Here is a 20049-nt window from a genome sequence, read left to right on the forward strand (position 1 = left end):
TCATGAAACCCAACGGACGCTCGTTCGGACGCCCCGGCGGCTGGCAGCACGCAGACATCCCGAATGCCACCGATGCAGCCGAGTGGTTCGGCGGCAGACTCCCTGAAAGCTGGTTCGACGGGGACGCCTCGATCGAGGTCGATCGCGAGGAGATCCTCGTCGTCGGCACTCTGCCCGCCGAACAGGACAGTTCACCCGCCGCCGTCGAGGGCCGCATCGCTCGCTTTCGGGAAACTACCCGTGGTGACCGCATCCAGATCGCAGCCGAGGCCGAGAAGCGATACGGCCGCAAGGTCGCGTGGGGAGTTCGGACCGAATCCGAGGTCGTCCTGTTCACCCATCTCGCCGTTCCGGTCATGACGCGCCTGCGTCAGCCCGAGCGTCGCGTCCTCGATACCCTCGTCGATGCCGGGGTCGCTCGCTCCCGCGCGGACGCCTTGGCCTGGGCCGTGAAGCTGGTCGGCGAACACACGCAGGAATGGCTGGACGAGCTACGCGGGGCCATGGAGACGGTCGACGAGCTGCGCAAGAAGGGGCCGTCGGTCTAATTCGATTGCACGGACGTCAGGCTCGGGGTTACCGTGATCCTTGCCTTGTCGTCCACAGATTCGGAGAGGCCATTGCTCTTCCAAAGGTTCTAGACGCCTGCAGATCGTCCGCATGCACACCTTTGGAGCGCCCATGCCTCATTCATCCTCCCTTTCTGTCTCGAATCTGACGTTCTCCTGGCCCGACGGCGACCCCGTGTTCGACGCCTTGTCGGCCATCTTTCCCAGCGGCACAACAGGTCTCATCGGCTCCAATGGTGCCGGTAAGTCGACACTGCTGAAGTTGCTCGCCGGAGATTTGACGCCGCAACACGGTTCGATCTCGATTCCCGGCGTACTCGGCTATCTGCGCCAGGACGTCGCACTCGATCCCGATCTCCCAGTGGACTCGGTGCTGGCCATCGACCATATCCGAGAAGCATTGCACCGCATCGAATCCGGAATGTCGACCGAGAACGACTTCACCGTCGTCGGATCCGCGTGGGATATCGAGGAGCGGGCACTGGCGTTGCTGGACAAGCTCAAACTCGGCAATATCGTCGGCTCGATCGATGACCTCGATCGACGAGTCGGCACCCTGTCGGGCGGCGAGGCCATGTTGTTGGCTCTCACCGCGCAGTTGTTGATCGAACCCGATGTCCTGCTGTTGGACGAGCCGACGAACAACCTCGATCGGGTTGCGCGAGAACGCTTGTACACAGCTGTCGACGACTACTCGGGTGTGCTGATCGTCTGCACCCACGACCTGGAACTGCTCGAGCGCGTCGACTCCATCGCCGAGGTGCGGGCAGAGCGCAGCGGTATCTCGAGACTGCGCATGTTCGGCGGCAACTATAAGCATTATCGAGCAGTGATCGACGCCGAGCAGGACGCGGCACGGGCGACGGTCCGCGATGCCAAGAACGACGTCCGCAAGCAGGAACGCGAATTGATCGACACCCGAATCAAACTCGACCGGCGTCTGCGCTACGGCAAGAAGATGGAAGAGCAGAAGCGCGTGCCTTCGATCCTTGCCGGACGTCGCAAGCGGGCCGCACAGGAATCGGCCGGAAAGCTTCGCGGTACCCACACCGATCGTGTCGACGATGCCAGGTCATCCCTGTCCGCGGCCGAGGACCTGCTCCGCGACGACCGCGAGATCCGCGTCGACCTCCCGGCAACCAAAGTTCATCCCGGGCAGGTGGTTCTGACGCACGAGGGCGTGCACATCGTGGGCGCTGAGCGTATCGCATTGATCGGGCCGAACGGGAGTGGCAAAACCACCCTGTTGCGCAGTCTGGATGCTGCCGGCGCAGAAGTGCCGTGGAAGTACCTGCCGCAGAGACTCGACGTCTTCGACGAATCGCGCACCGTTGCCGAGAATGTTGCCGACGTGGCACCGCACGCGACGGCCGAACAGATCCGGGGACAACTCGCCCGATTCCTGTTCCGCGGATCCGACGCCGATGCCGTCGTCGCCACCCTCTCCGGCGGCGAACGACTGCGGGCTGCACTGGCGCGAATTCTGCTGGCAGAGCCTGCTCCGAAACTACTCATGCTCGACGAGCCCACCAACAACCTCGACATCGCCAGCCGCCAACACCTCATCGAAGCCTTGGAGACATTCGAGGGTGCACTGATCGTCGCGAGCCACGATCGGCCGTTCCTCGATGCCATCGCCCCCACCCGCACCATCGACCTGACCCCGATCGCTGCGTCCGCCGAATCCGCCGAAGAAGCGCCCACCCTTGGGGACTCAATGTGACATTTGGTGGCCTTTGTGGGGGTCAATGTCACGTCGAGTGGACTCGAAGGAAGACAATCGCAGGGTGGAGTACGCCTCGAATGCAGACGATGGGACACGGATCGCATACACGGTGGTGGGGTCCGGGCCGCCGTTGTTGATGGTGCACGGCAGTTTTCTGACGCACACGATTTGGCGGACGTTCGGCTACGTGAAGGCGCTGCGCGGGAGTCGGCAATTGATTCTGATCGACAGTCGCGGGCATGGGCGCAGCGAGAAGCCGCATACCCCCGACGCCTATGCGATGGGCACCATCGTCGGCGATCTGACTGCGGTACTCGATGCGGTAGGCGCGCCGACAGTCGACTACCTCGGCTATTCGTTCGGGGCACGGGCCGGCTTGGCGTTGACGGCCGCGGAGCCCGAGCGAGTGCGATCACTGGCCGTCGGCGGCGGTAGTCACGGCGCTCAGGCAGGCGCGTTCGACCGCCTCTTCTTCCCTGGGTGCGCTGATGTGTTGGAGCAGCGCGGCATGGACGGGTTCCTCGAGGCGTGGAACAGCCACCGCACGTTCCCGATCGATCCCGGTACGCGAGCGGTGTTCTCCGCCAACGATGCTCAGGCCTTGGCCGCGTACATCCGAGCCAATGACGCCGATCCCGGCCTACCGGACGGGGTGTTGCAGCAGTTCAGCCAGCCGTCGCTGTTCTACGTCGGCAGCCAGGACGGTACGAGACTCGACGACACACGGGCAGCCGCCGCGCTGGTTCCGGACTCCGAATTGCACATCATCCGCGGATTCGACCACGCGACGACGATGGCCGCGTCCGCAAAGGTGCTCCGAGTCCTCGAACGGTTCTGGAGCAACTGACCTCAGCGTCCACAATTCACCTCGAGAAACAGGATCCCGCCTCCCACAGCACATAGTGGGCGCTCACATCACCTCTTCAGTGCAGGAAACTGGTCGTCACGCCACTCGGTCTCCAGTGGCCCGACGGCAGCGTCCTCGCGGGCGCGCAATTCCACTCGGCGGATCTTGCCCGAGATGGTTTTCGGCAGCTCGAAGAACTCGATACGACGGACACGCAGGAACGGGGCCAGGTGCTCCCGGGCATACTTCAAGATCTCGAATGCCGTGGCCTCGTTGGGTTCCCAGCCCGACGCCAATGCCACATACGCCTTGGGGACGGCCAATCGCGTCTCGTCGGGAGCGGGCACCACTGCAGCCTCGGCCACTGCGGGGTGTTCGATGAGAACACTTTCGAGCTCGAACGGGGAGATCTTGTAATCGGAGGCCTTGAAGACGTCATCGGTGCGGCCGACGTAGGTGATGTACCCCTCGGAGTCCCGCGATGCAACGTCGCCGGTGTGGTAGTAACCGTCGGCCATGACAGCGGCGTTGCGTTCGGGGTCACCGAGGTAGCCGGTCATCAGGTTGAACGGATTCTGCGCCAGGTCGAGGCAGATCTCACCCTCGTCGGCGAGTTCACCGGTGGTGGGGTCGACGATCACCACCGGCACTCCGGGCAGTGGCCGGCCCATGGAACCGGACTTGAGCACCGCGCCGGGTGTATTGGCCACCAGGGCAGTGGTTTCCGTCTGCCCGAATCCGTCGCGAATGTTCAGGCCCCACTCCCGCTGCACCGTGGAGATCACCTCGGGATTGAGTGGCTCACCGGCACCGATTGCCTCACGGAGCGAACCCCCACCGCCGGTGAGGTCAGCTTGAATGAGCATGCGCCACACAGTCGGTGGCGCACAGAAGGTCGTCACTTCGACGCGTCGGATCTGCTCGAGCAGAGCCGACGCGTCGAACTTGCCGTAGTTGTAGATGAAGATGGTCGCCTCGGCGATCCACGGCGCGAAGAAGCAACTCCACGCATGTTTGGCCCAACCGGGCGAGCTGATGTTCAGGTGCACATCGCCCGGACGAAGCCCGAGGAAGTACATGGTGCTCAGATGTCCTACGGGATAGGAGATCTGAGTGTGCTCGACGAGCTTGGGCTTGCTGGTGGTTCCGGAGGTGAAGTACATCAACAGGCGGTCGTCGGGTGCAGTGACGGACTCGAACGGCCGCGCCTCCGCGGATCGAGCATCGGCGTAATCGAGCCAGCCTTCGTGTGCGGAGGTCGCGATGCGCAGGTATTCACCGGGAACGTCGTCGAATTTGCCGATGTCCGAGGGGTTCACGATCACGGCGCGGGCATTGCCGCGCACCACCCGATCGGTCAGATCGCTGGAGCCGATGGCCGTGGTGGTCGGCATCAGCACCGCACCCAGCTTCATCACCGCGAGCATCGACTCCCAGAGTTCGACCTGGTTGCCCAGCATCAGGATCACCGAATCGCCGCGACCGATCCCCTGCTGCTCGAGCCACCGGGCAACCTGGTCCGAGCGCCGCGCGATGTCGTCGAAGCTGTACTTGGCCTCGCTGCCGTCCTCCTCGACGATCCACAGCGCGGTGCCGTCGTTGCCGCGGGCAATCGCGTCGAACCAGTCGATCGCCCAGTTGAACGTCTCGCCGAACGTCGGCCACTCGAAAGTTTCGACGGCTCGGTCGTACTCGCCGTATGCGTCGAGCAGTAGATCGCGAGCGTTCCTGAATGCCGTGTACGCCGATTCGGCCATGTTTCCTCCTGCGCCTGTGATGCCCATCACCGCCACGGTAAGGGAGATGAACAATCCCTCGCTACCCCTGAACGGGGGTGGCAACTCGGCTAGCCTCGATCACCGTGACCATCAGATACTTCGCTATCGCATGTGCACTGGGGATTGTCCACGCCGCGTTTTCCGCCTATTGGGCTGCAGGTGGTCGATGGATGCTCGACACCGTCGGAGCCTTCGCGACGGAGTGGGTCGACTCCGAACCGGCAACGGCACGAACGGCACTGCTGGTGCTTGCACTCGTCAAACTCGCAGCGGCAGTTCTTCCGGCCCTCGCGTACATGAACCGGCCCCGCCTGGCCGCACAGAACCGGACCTGGGTGCCGTCATCGATCCTCGGCATATCCTGGCCCGGCTCTGTACTGCTGATTCTCTGGGGCGGAGCATCGTTCGTCGGCGCGGTGATCGGGTTGGTCGTCTCGGACGAGAACCGAGGCGTCAAATACGGTCACCTGTTCTTCGACGGCATCTTCCTGCTCTGGGGTGCCGCGCTTCTGACGGCACTGATCCTGTCCAGAAAAGCCGCGTACCAACCCCGCTAGATCCGCTCCCCCGTCTCCGGGTGGAAGAGGTGGATCGCACCGTCGAGTCGAGTCAATCCGATGCTCTCGCCGATCTTGGCCGGTGCACGCACTGCCGAACGCGCAACCAAGGACACCGGTCCCCCGTCGAGACCCTTGACCTTCGGGTCGTCCAGGTGTGCGTAGAGGTAGGACTCGCTGCCGAGTTCCTCGATCAGATCCACCTTGCCCTCGAAGCCTTCACCGCCGCCGTGCACGATGCCGAGCTGCTCCGGGCGTAGCCCGACGGTGACGTTGTCGAGACCCAGGCTCGCGAGCTTGGTGAGCTCGTCGCGTTCGAGGGGCAGCAGGAAGCTACCGATCTGCACGCCACCCGAGCCGATGGGCACCGTCATCAGATTCATCGCCGGCGAACCGATGAAGCCGGCAACGAATGCGTTGACGGGGTTGTCGTACAAGTCTGTGGGAGAGGCGAACTGCTGCAGTTTGCCGCCGCGCAACACGGCAACACGATCACCCATCGTCATGGCCTCGACCTGGTCGTGGGTGACGTAGACGGTCGTGGTGCCGAGCCGGCGCTGCAACGCCGCGATCTGCGTACGCGTCTGGACTCGCAGTTTCGCGTCGAGATTGGACAGCGGCTCGTCCATGCAGAACACCTGCGGCTCACGAACGATGGCGCGCCCCATGGCAACTCGCTGACGCTGACCACCCGAGAGCTTGCCGGGCTTACGGTCCAGGTACTCGGTGAGGTCGAGGATCTTCGCGGCCTCGGCCACCTTCTTCGTGCGCTCTTCGAGAGAGACACCGCGCATCTTGAGGGCGAAGCCCATGTTCTCCCCGACGGTCTTGTTGGGGTACAGGGCGTAGTTCTGGAACACCATCGCGATGTCGCGGTCCTTCGACGGCACACCCACCATGTTCTTGCCACCGATCTCGATGGCACCACCGTCGATCTCCTCGAGGCCGGCGAGCATGCGCAGCGCAGTGGACTTGCCGGATCCGGAAGGCCCGACCAGAACGACGAATTCGCCATCCTGGATGTCGAGGTCGAGTGAATCGACGGCGAGCTTGTCGGCACCTTCGTAGACGCAGGATGCCTTCTTGTACGTGATTGCAGCCATGAGACTTTCTCCTACTTGATTGCGCCGAAGGACAGACCGCGCACGAGCTTGTTCTGCGCGAACCATCCGGCAAGGACGACGGGAAGTGCTGCGAACGTCGCAGCAGCGGAAAGCTGGGCCCAGTACAGGCCCTGGCCGGTGATGAATCCGACAAGGTACACCGGAATCGTCTGGGCCTGAACGGCAGTGAGGTTGACCGCGAAGAAGAACTCGTTCCACGAGAAGATGACGCAGATGAGCGACGTCGCCGCGATACCGGGCGAGACGAGCGGAAGGATCACCTCGCGCACCGAGGTCCACAGCGATGCCCCGTCCATACTCGCGGCCTCGAGCAGTTCGCTCGGCACCTCGAGGAAGAACGAGCGCATCATCCACACGGCGATGGGAAGATTCATCGCGGTGTACAGCACGACCAAGGTCCAGATGTTGTCCAACATTCCGATGTCGCCGACGATGACGTACAGCGGGACGATCGCCGCGACGACCGGGAGCATCTTGGTGGAGATGAAGAAGAACAGCACGTCCTTCGTCTTCTTGACCGGTCGCAGTGACAGTGCGAAGGCAGCCGGAACACCCAGCAGCAGAACGAAGATCGTCGAGACGACCGTCGCGAACGCCGAGTTCAGCAACGTGGTGCCGATGCCGCTCTCGAGCACACCGCGGTACTGATCCAGGGTCGGCGTGAAGAACAGCTTGGGTGGGTCGGAGTAGGCGTCGGCCTCCTGCTTGAAGCCGGTGAGAACCATCCACAGCACCGGGAAGAAGAACGCTATACCCGCGACCCAGGCCACGAAGGACCAGATCGAACCCGGACCCCACTTGCTCTTGCGCTTGATCGGCGCGGAGTCGGTCGACTTCTTGTCTACAGTTGCGGTGCTCATCACGCAGCCTCCTCGGTTCCGCTGAAGCTCTTGAAGATCAGTCTCAGCGCCAGGGTGCTGACGATGATGGTGGCCACGACGGTGACGACACCCATGGCGGCGGCCTGCCCGATGTCGAAGCCGAGGAACGCACGCTGATAGATGTAGAACGGCAGGTTCGCGCTGGCCACACCCGGTCCGCCCGAGGTCATCATGTACACGGCGTCGAAGGTGTTGACGAGATAGATGGCTCCGAGAACAGCACCGAGCTCGATGAATCGGCGCAGATGCGGGAGGGTGAGCTCACGGAAGAGCTTGACCGGGCCCGCACCGTCGACCCGTGCCGCCTCGGCGATGTCCTTGGGCATCGACTGCAGGCCGGCGAGGATGAGCAACATCATGAACGGGGTCCACTGCCAGATCAGGTTCGCCATGACGGCGGGCAATGGGTAACGCGAGACCCAGTCGATCTGGTCCACTCCGAACGGGCTCAGGACGAAGTTGATCAGGCCGAAGACCGGATCGAACATCGTGGTCTTCCAGATCAACGCGCCGGCCACCGGGGTGATCAGGAACGGAGTGATCAGCAGCGTGCGGATCAGACTGCGGCCGATGAACTTCCGGTCCAGCAGCAGAGCCAGGAACAACCCGAGAACCACCGAGATGATGACGGTTCCGACGATCATGATCACCGTGTTGAGGGCGACCTCACGGAACTGGCTGTCCTGGAAGACCGCAACATAGTTGTTGAGCCAGTTGAACTTCTGCGAACCCGGTCGAACGAGGTTCCACGACTGCGTCGAGTAGTACAGCGTGAACAGGAACGGAACCTGGGTGACCAGAATGGCGAACACCATGGCCGGCAGCAGCGGGCCGCGGCGACGCCACCCTTCCGCCTTCGAGATCGTCCTGGGTCTCGGTACGAATTCCTCGGAATCGGCTTGCGCCGAACGTGTTTCGGTGGTGGTCATCCCTGGCCCTCCTGGTACGTCTTGCCGACCACTTCGGCGTACTGCTGCGCTTGTTCGAGCGCGTCGTGGACGCTGATTCGTCCTGCCACTGCGGCGCTGATCTGTTGGCTGACACGGGTTCCCAGGTCCTGGAACTCGGGGATGGTCAGGAACTGCACACCGGTGTACGGCACCGGATCCACCGTGGGGTTGTTCGGGTCGGCACCGTTGATCGAATCCAGGGTGACCTGGCCGTAAGCCGCGGATGCTTCCTCGTACTCGGGGATCTCGTAGGTGGACAGGCGGCTACCAGGTGGTACCCGTTCCCAACCCAACTCGTTGCCCACCTTGTTCAGGTACTCCTTGCTGGTCATCCACGAGACGAATTTCCAGGCGTCGTCCGGATTCTCGGATGTCTTCGGGATACCGAGTGCCCAGGAGTACAGCCACCCGTTGTCGCCCTTGGCTGCCGACGGCGCCTTGGCATAGCCGATCTTGCCGACGACGTTGCTCGAGGTGGGATCCTCCAACACCGACACTGCGGACGTTGCGTCGTACCACATCGCGGTGTTTCCCTGCGAGAGCTGCGTTCCGCACTCGCTGAAACCACTTGTCGCTGCACCGGCTTGACCGTGCTCACGGACCAGGTCGACGTAGAACTGAACGGCCTGTTCCACCTCTGGGCTGTTGAGCTGGGCGTTCCAGTTCTCGTCGAACCACCGTCCACCGAAGGCGTTGATGACGGTGTCGAGTGGTGCCAGAACCTCACCCCAACCGGGCTTTCCGCGCAGGCAGATGCCCGAGACATCGGGGCTGTCGAGCTTCGCTGCAGCATCGGCAACCTGCTGCCAGGTGGGCTCCTCGGGCATCGTGATGCCGGCGGCCTCCATCAGGTCCTTGCGATACATCAGGAACGACGACTCACCGTAGAACGGCACCGAGTACATGCTGCCCTCGTAGGACAGTGATTCCTTCAGTGTGGGAATGAAGTCGTCCTCGTCGTAACCCGGTGTGGCGTCGGCATACTCGGACAGATTGGTCAGCCACCCGTTCTCCGCCCACTGCGGGGTCTCGAAGTTGCTGATCATCACCACATCGAACTCACCACCGCCGGTGGCCACCGAGGCGGTGATCTTCGCGCGCGCCTCGTTCTCGGACAGCGACACGAACTTCAGATTGATGCCCGGGTTCTCCGCCTCGAACTCCGGAGCAAGGGAAATGGCATCGGACATCTGTGAATTCGAGACGATCGCAACGGTGATCGTCTTGCCATCACCGTCACCACCGAACGAGCCGGCTCCGGCACATCCGGACAGCACCAAGGTTGTCGCGAGCGAGGCCGCGACAGCCACTTTCGGTAAAACCCTCACTGAAATACCCTTCCATTGGAGGTTGCCGTTGCAGGAGCTTGCGCAACGAGCCAACGTGCACTTTCGATGTCGGTCACCAGGATCGAGGCCAGTCCGCCGCGCAGAGCACCGAGCAGCGCCTCGTGTTTACGTTGTCCACCGGTGACGAGCACAGCCCGATCACACGCCCTGATGGCGTCGAGCCCCACCGACACGGTTCGGCCGGGGAGCGATCCTCCGGTGTCCTGTCCGTCGGCGTCGTAGAACCGCCCGCCGATCTCGCCCACCGCGCCGAGGCGGCGCAGTTCGTCGAGAACCTCGAGGTCGATGAAGCTGCCCTCGAACAACGTGGTGGAGGTGGAAACGGGACCGATGCCGTACATCATCACATCGGCATCGGCCCCGGCTTTGAGGGCGCGAGAGATCACGGAATCCTGCTCCAGCGCAACCACTGTCGCCTGGTCGGCGTACAGCGGAGCGTTGAGCCGGATGGGCGTCGCCTGCAGATAGGCAGCGCACCGCCCGAGTGTGTACTCGACACCGGTCTGATAGTCGGCCGAGGTGATGGAACCGTCGAGTTGCACCACCGCGGCACATTTGGTGGACCTGGTCTTGAGCGAACTCGCGACGGCCACCGTTTCGGGTCCCCAGGTGAAACCGAGAACGTCCTGATCCTTGAGTCGACGGGAGAGCAACGTCGCTGCCGCGCGGCCCAGAGACCCGTAGCCGGCGTCCGTTCCGTCGATGACGTCCGAGACGACCAGTACCTCGGTGAGTCCGTACTGCGCCTCGAGCTCACGCTCGACGTCCGCGTGAACGGTGCCCTGCAAATCATCGGGGACGTTGATCTCGATCGTCACGAGCCCTTGGGAACGGGCCCGTGCGACCAACCGTCCTGCGGTCGGGCGCGAGACGCCCAGCTTCACGGCGATCTCGGCCTGCGTCGCACCTTCGAGGTGGTACATGGTGGCGGCGCGCAAAGCCAGACGGAGATCCTCTCCGGACCGCGTGGACTTTGCCCCACTGGGCTCCGATCCGTCCATGACGCCTCCCCGGTTGTGAGCAGATGCTCAGCTCGTGTTCATCTGCTCATTAAGCTAACATTAAGGTGTGATCTACACAACACCCCCTCGCGACCAGCGATCCGTGCCACAGTCCATGCAGGCCAGCGTTCTCACCGGCGTGCACGAGATCCGACTCGAAGAACGGCCCGTCCCCACACCCGCACCCGATGAGGTTCTCGTGCAGGTCACGGCCGTGGGGGTGTGTGGATCCGATGCGCACTACTACCGGGAGGGACGCATCGGCGACTACGTGGTCGACGGCCCCCTCGTGCTCGGACACGAGGCTGCGGGCGTGATCGTGGCCGTGGGCTCCGACGTCCCCGACACCCGAGTCGGGCAGCGCGTGTCCATCGAGCCGCAACGACCGGACCCCACCAGCGCCCAATCTCGCGCCGGCCGATACAACCTGTGCCCGGCCATGGAATTCTTCGCGACCCCGCCCATCGACGGCGCACTGGCGGAATACGTGCTGATCCAGTCGACGTTCGCGCACGCCGTTCCGGACACCATCTCCGACGAGGCCGCAGCTCTCTTCGAGCCGCTGTCGGTCGGCATCGCATCGGTACAGAAGGCGAAGATCTCGGCCGGTTCGAGCGTGCTCATCGCGGGCGCAGGCCCCGTCGGGATCGTCACCGCACAGGTGGCCCGGGCCTTCGGAGCCACCGAGGTGATCGTCACCGACCTCGACGCCTCTCGCCGCGCCAACGCCGCAACTTTCGGCGCAACACGAGTCCTCGACCCCACCACCGAGGACGTGCGTGCGTTGTCGGTCGATGCCTTCATCGACGCATCCGGTGCGGCGCGGGCGGTGTTCGACGGCATTCATGCGGTCCGGCCGGCCGGCACCGTCGTCCTCGTCGGCATGGGCGGATCCGACTACCCCCTACCGATCTCGGTCATTCAGAACCGAGAGTTGGTGCTCACCGGAGTCTTCAGATACGCCAACACGTGGCCCATCGCACGCGACCTGGTGGGGTCGGGCATGGTGGATCTCGACGCGATGGTGACGGCGCGGTTCGGACTGGACGGCGTCGAAGATGCCTTGAACGCGGACAAGCTGGCCGGAAGCATCAAAGCTGTTGTGATACCTGGTTTTCGAGGAGAAGGAAAGAACGCATGAAGCTTCGGGCGAGCACTCTGGCAGAAATCCACACCGACGTCGAGGTACCGACCTACGACCGAGCCGCAGTCACCACGGGGATCGTGCACTTCGGCGTCGGCGGCTTTCACCGCGCCCACCAGGCGATGTATGTCGACCGCTTACTCGAGCGCGGCGAGGCGTCGGACTGGGGGATCTGCGGTGTGGGTGTACTGCCGCACGACAAGAAGATGAAAGAGGTCATGGATCAGCAGGACTGCCTCTACACCCTCGCCCTCAAGCACGCCGACGGCACCTGGGAAACTCGCGTCATCGGGTCGATCGTCGAGTATCTGTTCGCCCCCGAGGATCCCGAGGCCGTCATCGAGAAGATGGCGTCCGAGGCGGTGAAGATCGTCTCGCTCACCATCACCGAGGGTGGGTACAACTTCTCCGCGACCACCGGGGAGTTCGACGAGAAGAACCCGGCGATCGTGGCCGATCTCGTCGACGGTGCCGTGCCGGCAACAACTTTCGGACTCGTCGTCGAAGCTTTGGCTCGTCGGAAGGATCGTGGCCTGAAGCCGTTCACGATCATGTCCTGCGACAACATCGAGGGCAACGGCCACATGGCGCAATCGACGTTCACGACGTTCGCGCGCCTGAAGGACCCGACGTTGGCCGAATGGATCACGGCGGAAGGCGCGTTCCCCAATTCCATGGTGGATCGCATCACGCCGGTGACGACACCTGAAGTGATCGAACAACTTTCGTCGCGATACGCCATCGAAGACCAGTGGCCCGTCGCCGGTGAGCCGTTCACGCAGTGGGTGCTCGAAGACAACTTCACCCTCGGCCGTCCGCCCCTGGAGGATGTGGGCGTGCAGGTTGTCGAGGACGTCACTCCCTACGAGCTGATGAAGCTGAGGCTGCTCAATGCCAGCCATCAGGCCCTCGCATATTTCGGCTATCTCAGTGGCTACCGCCTGGTGCACGAGGTCTGTCAAGATCCGCAGTTCGCTGCGTTCTTGCTCGCCTACATGGACGAGGAGGCAACGCCCACACTGCAGCCCGTGCCCGGTATCGGGCTGACCGAGTACAAGCACACGCTCATCGAGCGGTTCTCCAACCCGGAGATACGCGACACCGTAGCGCGACTGTGCGCCGAGTCCTCGGATCGAATTCCCAAGTGGCTCTTGCCCGTCATCCGCAAGAACCTCGAGACCGGCGGTGAGATCGTCCTGTCCACCGCCGTCGTGGCGAGTTGGGCTCGCTACGCCGAGGCCGTCGACGAGTCCGGCGAGCCGATCGAGATCGTCGACCAGCTGAAGGACTCACTGGTGCCGATCGCGCAAAGCCAGCGTGAGAACCCCACGGCGTTCATCGCGAACCGCGCAGTGTTCGGCGATCTGATCGACAACGAACGCTTTGTCGCCGAATACACGAAACAGCTGACATCACTGCAGGAGAACGGTGCGCGCGCAACCCTGGAGGCGCTCAGGTCGACTCACTGAATTTCTCGGTGTCTCGGACCTGACCGGAGACGATGACGGTATCGCCCGCACCGATCACCGTGTCCGCTGTTGCGTAGGTGAACCCTTCACCCAGACGCTTGACTGCGACGACGGTTACTCCGTGCTTGGTACGGATTCCGCTCTCGCCCAGCGTCTTTCCTATCAGGGAGGCCGGCGGCGAGGTCTTCGCCATGGCGTACCCGTCGTCGAACTCGATGTAGTCCATCATCCGGCCACGTACCAGGTGAGCTACTCGCTTACCCATGTCGTGCTCGGGCCTGACGACGTGGTGGACGCCGATCTGGCTGAGAATCTTGGCGTGTGCGTTGCTCAGAGCCTTGGCCCAGATGGTCGACATCGACAGATTCACCAGAGCCGATGCGGTGAGCAGGCTCGCTTCGAGATTGGAACCGATACCCACGACGGCACGGTCGTACTCGTGCACCGACAATTGCCGAAGAGACTCCTCGTCGGTGGTATCGGCCACCACAGCATGCGTCAAACGGTCTGCCACGCGCTGCACTACGGCCTCGTCGCTGTCGACGCCGAGCACCTCGACCCCCTGGTCCATCAGTTCCAGTGCGAGAGACTTACCGAAGCGGCCGAGACCGAGAACGACGACGACATCGGAGGATGGTTTCCTAGCCAATGAACGGCCTTTCCGTGGGAAGCGTGTAGCGCCGTCCGCGGTCGCGGGCGGCGAGGGCACTGACCAGAGTGATGGAACCGATGCGGCCCAGATACATCAGGATTATCAGGACCACCTGACCCCAGCCGGGTAGTTGTGCGGTGATTCCGGTGGAGAGGCCTACCGTCGCGAACGCCGAGACGACCTCGAAGAGCAGCACGTCGAGATCGAAATTCGTGCCGGCCAACAGCGCCACGACCGGCAGCATGACCAACGCGACGCCGATCAACGCGACGGTCAGCGCCTGACGTTGCACGCGCGCGTCGATTCGACGACCGAACACGGATACCTCACGGTCACCGCGGATCTCGGCCAGAATGACGAACAGCAGTAGGGCGAACGTGGTGACCTTGATGCCACCCGCCGTTCCGCCGCTGCCACCACCGATGAACATCAGGACGTCGGTGACGAGCAGGGTCGCATTGTCCACATCCGCATAGTCGACGCTGTTGAATCCTGCGGTGCGAGGCATGACGCCCTGGAACGTCGCGACGAGCATCTTGTCCCAGAAGCCGAATCCATCCAAGGTCCTCGACCACTCGAAGAGCAACACCACCGTCGGTCCGAGAATCAACAGAACACCGGTGACCGACAGCGTCATTCGAGTGTGCAATGACCATCGCTTGCGTGCCCGAACACCGCCGGCACGTGCGCGGAGGTGACGGGCGATCTCGAAGAGAACCGGAAATCCGATGCCTCCCAACACGACCGCGATCAACAGCGGCACACAGATCCACGGGTCGGTGGCGAACCCGATCATGTTGTCGCTGAAGAGCGCGAATCCAGCGTTGTTGAACGCCGAGACGGCATGGAAGATCCCCAGCCACAGTGCGCGACCCGGTGGCTCGTCGTAGCCGATGACGAAGCGCGCCGCCAGGACGATCGCGACGACACTCTCGATGATCAGGCTGGTGCGGAACACACCGACGACGACACTTCTGACGTCGCCCAGCCCGGATGTGCGGACCTCGGCGGCCGCGTTGAGCCTGCTTCGCAACCCGATTCGATCGGCCAGCACCAATCCGACCAACGACGCGATCGTCATGATCCCGAATCCGCCGATCTGGATCAGGCCGAGGATCACGCCCTGCCCGAAACCCGACCAGTACACCGGCGTGTCCACCACGATCAGGCCGGTCAAACTGACCGCCGACGTCGATGTGAACAACGCCTGCAGAAACCCGGACGCGATCCCGGACCGGGTGGCCATCGGAAGCATCAGCACTGCCGCACCGACCAGGATGGCCAGTGCGAATCCCGACGCCATGAGCCGGACCGGTGTCGGCCGGAAGACCGTGGACCATCGCGATGCCGGGCGAGAGTCTGTCACTCGGCAGACAGTACCGGTGGGACGAGCCGCTTCGCGGCACGTGCACGAAACTTCGTAGCAGGGGTCGAGTTTCCGCTCACCTGGGTCATTCCGCAGGCTCCACTCCCGCTCACCTGGGTCATTCCGCAGGCTCCACTCCCGCGCACCTGCGCTTCAGCGCTCCACCGCCCAGGGCATCAGTCGACCAAGCGCTCCCCGGTCACCGTGGAGAACAGGTGGGTGCGCTCGGCGGCGTAGGAGAGCGTGATCTTCGATCCGCGTTCCGGTGGGATGCGGCCGTCGGCGCGGACGACGATGGGCTGACGTGTGCCGTTGATATCGGCCTGGCCGTAGACGTAGGCGTCGGCTCCGAGTTCTTCGACGACGTCGATGGTCACTTCGAGGCCTGCCCCGGTGGTGATCTGCAGGTCCTCGGGCCGCACGCCGAGTGTCACGGAACTCTCCCCGATTCCGGCGATGGCGGAGCGGGGAACCGGAACCACTTCGCCGCCGAAGCGGACGCCGCCGTCGACGAGGGGAAGCTCGAGCAGATTCATTGCAGGCGATCCGATGAAGCCGGCGACGAACACGTTGTTCGGGTGTTCGTACATGCGCCTCGGGGAGTCGCACTGCTGCAGCACACCGTCTTTGAGGACGGCCACGCGATCACCCATCGTCATGGCCTCGACCTGATCGTGAGTGACGTAGACGGTTGTCGTGGCGAGCCTGCGTTGCAGTGCAGAGATCTGCGCGCGGGTCTGTACTCGAAGCTTGGCGTCGAGATTGGACAGCGGCTCGTCCATGAGGAACACCTGTGGCTTGCGAACGATGGCGCGGCCCATGGCCACTCGCTGACGCTGGCCGCCGGAGAGCGCTTTGGGTTTGCGGTCGAGAAACTTGGTGAGGTCGAGGATCTTGGCAGCGTCCTCGACGCGGCGCTTGATCTCGGCCTTGTCCTCGCCGGCGATGCGAAGTCCGAATCCCATGTTCTCGCCGACCGTCATGTGTGGGTACAGGGCGTAGTTCTGGAAGACCATCGCGATGTCGCGATCCTTGGGCTGATGGTCGGTGACGTCCTTGCCGCCGATGGTAATGGCTCCCCTGTCGACTTCTTCGAGACCGGCGAGCATGCGCAGCGACGTCGATTTTCCGCAGCCGGACGGGCCGACGAGGACGAGGAATTCACCGTCCTGGATGTCGAGATCGAGCTGGTCGACGGCGGCCTTGTCGCCGCCGGGAAAGAGTTTGGTGACGCCCTGAAATGCAACGGTGGCCATGATGGTGGTCCCTTCACCGGCAGGAACGTGCCGGACGATCCGAGTGGGGTTCATATATGTGAATGGATGCCAGAATGCTGACTTCGTTTAGAAGTATGTATTACTGTGATGCCCATTACAAGGTTTCCATCGAAGGAGTTCGAGAAGAATGACCGACACCGTTTCACGAGTGCTCATCACCGGGGCCGCAGGCAACATGGGTGCGATGCTCAGGCCTCTGCTGGCGGCACCCGGCCGCACGCTGCGCCTGTTCGATATCGCCGAGATCACCGACATCGATTCGGCCACCGAGGAATTCGTACAGGGTTCGGTCACCGATCGCGCTGCCGTGGCCGCCGCGGTGGACGGTGTCGATGCAATCCTGCACCTCGGGGGGTTGAGCACCGAGGACTCGTGGGCCAACATTCTGTCGGTGAACGTCGACGGCACCCAGGCAGTCTTCGAAGCCGCAGTGGCGCAGGGGGTTTCTCGGATAGTGGTGGCGTCGAGCAATCACGCAGTCGGATTCTGGACGCACGACGAGGCAGGCGACTCGCCACTTCCGGGCGACGCCGCTCCGCGACCCGACGGCTTCTACGGGTGGAGCAAGGCCGCGGTCGAAGCCCTGGGCAGGATGTACCACGACCGCTTCGGCATCGACGTCATCAACCTGCGTATCGGTTCGAGCTTCGCCGCGCCGCCCAACTACCGAGGCCTGGCCACCTGGATGTCGCCCGCCGACACTGCGCGACTGATCGAGGCGTCACTGTCGGACAGCGCCAAAGGTTTTCACACCGTGTGGGGCATCTCGAAGAACTCGCGCGCGTGGTGGTCCGGCAACGAGGGCGCGGAGATCGGGTACCTACCTCGCGACGACGCGGAACAGTTCGCCGAGCAGTTCCTGGCCGAACACGAGTGGACGTTCAGCGATCCGATCCTGCAACGAGTCGGCGGCGCATTCTGCGATCACCCGCTCGGCCAGCGGATGCGCTGACGCACCCCCTGCTCCACTCGACGTCCTCGGGCGGGGGACTCCGCGCCGCGGACGGACGAGTGGAGCGCCTGTTGCAGTCCGCCTTACGAATACGTTGTGACGATCGACCCCAGCGCATCGAGCTGGAGGCGGTTGACGAGACCGAGGTGGTAGAGGTGCAGCTCGTTCGCCCCGGCGTCGACGGTCGCGGCCACATGCGCGGCCACCTCGTCGAGCTTCTTCGGCGGCAGTACCGAAACATACGCACCCACATCCACCCCGTCGCCGACGGCCGCGCGGGTTGCCTTCACCACCGACACCGTCTCGGCCGTTCCCGGCCAGGCCGACACGAGCACCGCATCGACATCGGCTGGCGCGGAGGCGGTCAACGCAGGCGAGGGTCCGGTCTTCCACGGATCCGGGTGACCGTGCAGCGTCACGCGTGCCGACGGAGCCTGTTCACGCACTGCGGCAAGCACTTCCGCACGAAGGTGATCGGCGTCGGCGTGTCGGACCGCCACCACCGCGTCGATCTCGTCGGCGTCCAACACGTCCGTGATCGCAGCATCCGTAGGCAAAGTTCCGGCCGACAGGGCATCGATGCCGTTGCGCAGCTTCTGCGTCACCTTGGCCGAATCGACGCCTCGCGAGGCCCACGCGTCGAGCTCGCGCTGCGTGCAGCTGATCGACATCAGCGTGTCGCCGATGCCCGGGAACGCGCCGTCCGTCTTCTCGTGTGGTCCGACATGAGCGAAGCCCAGCTGTCCGCATGCCTCGACGGACACCCCGTGTACCTCGACGCCGCGGATCGCTTCGGCCGCGAGCGTGGCGCTGTACCGCACGATATCGGGATGCCCTGGTGCGAGGGCATACCGATAGGCATCTCCGAAACAATTGACGACGGTCGCGTCGGGATGGGCGTGGCCGAGAATTGTGCTGTGCGTCAGCACGATCCACGCGTTCACCAGGAATCCGGCCTCCCGCAGCACACTCGCTGCCTCGCCGAACGCGTCCTCGGCACCGCCCCAGGCGGCCGTCCGCGCAGTGATCGTGCGCCCGGCCCAAGCGTCGGGACGAACCGGTCGATACAGCGCTGCGTGGTGGGCGTCGACCACTTTGTGCTGCGGATGCAGCGGGGTTGCCGCCCTGATGGAGTGGTACGTCGCGGCGAGCGAGATCTCATGCACCCCGAGTCTGTTGGCGCGTTCGACGAAATGCGGGTCGCCCAGGACGTCCCAAGGGTAGGCGTGCGCGACGATGCGGTCGACGGTCATGAAGATCATCCTTCGATGGCTGATTTGTTCGATAGAGAGAACTGAGTTCACACATGGGAACACAATTCGAGCCCAACTGTCCACGATTCACGCGACGAGCAGAGATCCGGCGAGCCCTGGGGGCATTCGACGACCCTCCGCGTCCGCACGTGACCCGTGGTCGGACCTGGACACGCGATGGCATCTCCGGCGTGGAGCTGAACTGGGACAACACGTCCGCATGGCTGCTGACGCCCCCCGACGCAGAGACTCCACTGCCCGCGATCCTGCTCATGCACGGTCACGACGGGATGAAGTTCTACGGCAAGGAGAAGGTGGCCGACGGCCCCGACGGCATGGCACCCGACCTCGAGGAGTTACGCAGGCGTGGATACGGCGGCAGCGCGCCCGCCGCCCGTCTGGTTGCAGCGGGTTTCGCAGTCCTGGTCCACGACGTGTTCCCGTGGGGCAGTCGCCGGGTGCCGTGGGAGGACCTCCCCGAGCGGGCTCGACGTGCAGGTGCCCAGCTGGAAGGGCTGCCGAGATACGAGGCGGCCGCCCGCGAGCACGAGCACGGACTCGCAAAAGTGGCAGCGCTGCAGGGCAGTTCATTGGCCGGGCAGGTGCTGAGCGAGGACCTGATCGCGCTGCAGGCACTGGCGGAGTGCCCCGAGGTGGACGCACACCGCATCGCCACTGCCGGCTTCTCCGGTGGCGGAGTGCGCGTCGCACATCTACTGGCGTGCAGCGATCGCCTACGAGCAGGGGTGATCACGGCATCGATGAGCACGTTCGCCGATATCGCGAACGGTCACGCGGACGACACCACCTGGTTGATGATCACCCCGGGCCTGCCTACGGTGTGCGACTGGCCGGAGATCGCCGGGGCAGCAGCCCCGACCCCAGTGTTGGTCCAATTCGCTGAGCTGGATTCCCATTTCGGCCTCCCCGGCATGCGCGACGCCGAGGCGGCGCTCCGCCGCGACTACGGAGAATCGGAAACACTGTTCACACAATGGTTTTCGGAACCGCATCGATTCACGACGACCATGCAGGACGCGGCGGCCGGCTGGTTGAGCCTGCACGTGTGACCGGGAATGCTTGACAGCGCTTGTGACTGCCGTCATAGTTGGTCCAGAAATTCACATAGAAGACATCCGTTCAGATATGTGAAC

18 protein-coding genes are annotated in these 20049 nt (G+C 63.7%); 8 read left to right on the forward strand and 10 right to left on the reverse strand.

The window, feature by feature from the left end:
- The first annotated feature begins 2 nt into the window (after positions 1–2).
- The 3 genes from CH294_RS07470 (at position 3) to CH294_RS07480 (ending at position 3142) form a co-directional block, all read left to right on the forward strand.
- A complete protein-coding gene (locus tag CH294_RS07470; protein WP_037147341.1) occupies positions 3–548 on the forward strand; it encodes a hypothetical protein in 546 nt (181 codons plus the stop codon).
- Positions 549–681: 133 nt separating this feature from the next.
- Entirely contained in the window at positions 682–2292 is a 1611-nt protein-coding gene (locus CH294_RS07475; RefSeq protein WP_094737502.1) for an ABC-F family ATP-binding cassette domain-containing protein, read from the forward strand.
- A gap of 64 nt (positions 2293–2356) precedes the next feature.
- Positions 2357–3142 (forward strand): alpha/beta hydrolase, encoded by a 786-nt coding sequence (locus tag CH294_RS07480; RefSeq protein ID WP_094737503.1) that lies wholly within the window; start codon positions 2357–2359, stop codon positions 3140–3142.
- 68 nt (positions 3143–3210) lie between these two features.
- On the opposite strand, the gene CH294_RS07485 is transcribed toward CH294_RS07480, so the two are convergent.
- Complete coding sequence (locus CH294_RS07485; protein WP_094737564.1) at positions 3211–4899, reverse strand: AMP-binding protein; 1689 nt, start codon at positions 4897–4899, stop codon at positions 3211–3213.
- A gap of 104 nt (positions 4900–5003) precedes the next feature.
- Here CH294_RS07485 and CH294_RS07490 point away from each other — a divergent pair, with 104 nt between their 5' ends.
- Positions 5004–5477, forward strand: coding sequence for a DUF3995 domain-containing protein (locus tag CH294_RS07490; protein WP_212709773.1), 474 nt, complete (start codon positions 5004–5006; stop codon positions 5475–5477).
- Here CH294_RS07490 and CH294_RS07495 read toward each other — a convergent pair.
- Genes CH294_RS07495 through CH294_RS07515 form a run of 5 tightly spaced genes read right to left on the reverse strand, consistent with a single transcriptional unit; the run spans position 5474 to position 10782 of the window.
- Positions 5474–6580 carry an ATP-binding cassette domain-containing protein gene (locus CH294_RS07495; protein WP_032374789.1) on the reverse strand — a complete coding sequence of 369 codons (1107 nt, stop codon included), beginning with the start codon at positions 6578–6580 and terminating at the stop codon, positions 5474–5476. The two genes, CH294_RS07490 and CH294_RS07495, sit on opposite strands and share 4 nt — an antisense overlap.
- Before the next feature lie 11 nt (positions 6581–6591).
- A complete protein-coding gene (locus tag CH294_RS07500) occupies positions 6592–7461 on the reverse strand; it encodes a carbohydrate ABC transporter permease (protein ID WP_032405243.1) in 870 nt (289 codons plus the stop codon).
- A complete protein-coding gene (locus CH294_RS07505) occupies positions 7461–8411 on the reverse strand; it encodes a sugar ABC transporter permease (RefSeq protein ID WP_032405242.1) in 951 nt (316 codons plus the stop codon). The genes CH294_RS07500 and CH294_RS07505 overlap by 1 nt, the downstream gene beginning before the upstream one ends.
- Positions 8408–9760, reverse strand: coding sequence for a sugar ABC transporter substrate-binding protein (locus CH294_RS07510; protein ID WP_230592636.1), 1353 nt, complete (start codon positions 9758–9760; stop codon positions 8408–8410). Before CH294_RS07510 ends, CH294_RS07505 begins: the two co-directional genes overlap by 4 nt.
- Entirely contained in the window at positions 9757–10782 is a 1026-nt protein-coding gene (locus CH294_RS07515) for a sugar-binding domain-containing protein (protein ID WP_094737504.1), read from the reverse strand. Before CH294_RS07515 ends, CH294_RS07510 begins: the two co-directional genes overlap by 4 nt.
- Before the next feature lie 115 nt (positions 10783–10897).
- Here CH294_RS07515 and CH294_RS07520 point away from each other — a divergent pair, with 115 nt between their 5' ends.
- Both CH294_RS07520 and CH294_RS07525 read left to right on the forward strand, forming a co-directional pair.
- On the forward strand, positions 10898–11923 hold the full coding sequence (locus tag CH294_RS07520) for an NAD(P)-dependent alcohol dehydrogenase (protein ID WP_094737505.1): 1026 nt from the start codon (positions 10898–10900) through the stop codon (positions 11921–11923).
- Complete coding sequence (locus CH294_RS07525) at positions 11920–13395, forward strand: mannitol dehydrogenase family protein (protein ID WP_094737506.1); 1476 nt, start codon at positions 11920–11922, stop codon at positions 13393–13395. Before CH294_RS07520 ends, CH294_RS07525 begins: the two co-directional genes overlap by 4 nt.
- Here CH294_RS07525 and CH294_RS07530 read toward each other — a convergent pair.
- From CH294_RS07530 to ugpC, 3 genes are all read right to left on the reverse strand, one after another.
- Positions 13379–14044, reverse strand: a complete 666-nt coding sequence (locus CH294_RS07530; protein WP_032377524.1) for a TrkA family potassium uptake protein — start codon at positions 14042–14044, stop codon at positions 13379–13381. The genes CH294_RS07525 and CH294_RS07530 overlap by 17 nt on opposite strands.
- The gene (locus CH294_RS07535) at positions 14037–15350 is read right to left on the reverse strand and encodes a potassium transporter TrkG (protein ID WP_052077901.1); all 1314 of its coding nucleotides are present in this window, start codon (positions 15348–15350) and stop codon (positions 14037–14039) included. Before CH294_RS07535 ends, CH294_RS07530 begins: the two co-directional genes overlap by 8 nt.
- Positions 15351–15589: 239 nt before the next feature.
- Positions 15590–16669: a sn-glycerol-3-phosphate ABC transporter ATP-binding protein UgpC gene (ugpC, locus tag CH294_RS07540; protein WP_032378355.1), complete on the reverse strand. Its 1080-nt coding sequence runs from the start codon at positions 16667–16669 to the stop codon at positions 15590–15592.
- 148 nt (positions 16670–16817) lie between these two features.
- Between ugpC and CH294_RS07545 the strand changes: the two genes are divergently transcribed.
- Positions 16818–17642: an NAD(P)-dependent oxidoreductase gene (locus tag CH294_RS07545; protein ID WP_032405236.1), complete on the forward strand. Its 825-nt coding sequence runs from the start codon at positions 16818–16820 to the stop codon at positions 17640–17642.
- 83 nt (positions 17643–17725) lie between these two features.
- On the opposite strand, the gene CH294_RS07550 is transcribed toward CH294_RS07545, so the two are convergent.
- On the reverse strand, positions 17726–18895 hold the full coding sequence (locus CH294_RS07550; protein WP_249305125.1) for a hypothetical protein: 1170 nt from the start codon (positions 18893–18895) through the stop codon (positions 17726–17728).
- 53 nt (positions 18896–18948) lie between these two features.
- Here CH294_RS07550 and CH294_RS07555 point away from each other — a divergent pair, with 53 nt between their 5' ends.
- Positions 18949–19965: a hypothetical protein gene (locus tag CH294_RS07555; RefSeq protein ID WP_094737508.1), complete on the forward strand. Its 1017-nt coding sequence runs from the start codon at positions 18949–18951 to the stop codon at positions 19963–19965.
- Positions 19966–20049: the final 84 nt, after the last annotated feature.

It is taken from the genome of Rhodococcus sp. 14-2483-1-1 (assembly GCF_002259335.1).
Classification (GTDB): domain Bacteria; phylum Actinomycetota; class Actinomycetes; order Mycobacteriales; family Mycobacteriaceae; genus Rhodococcoides.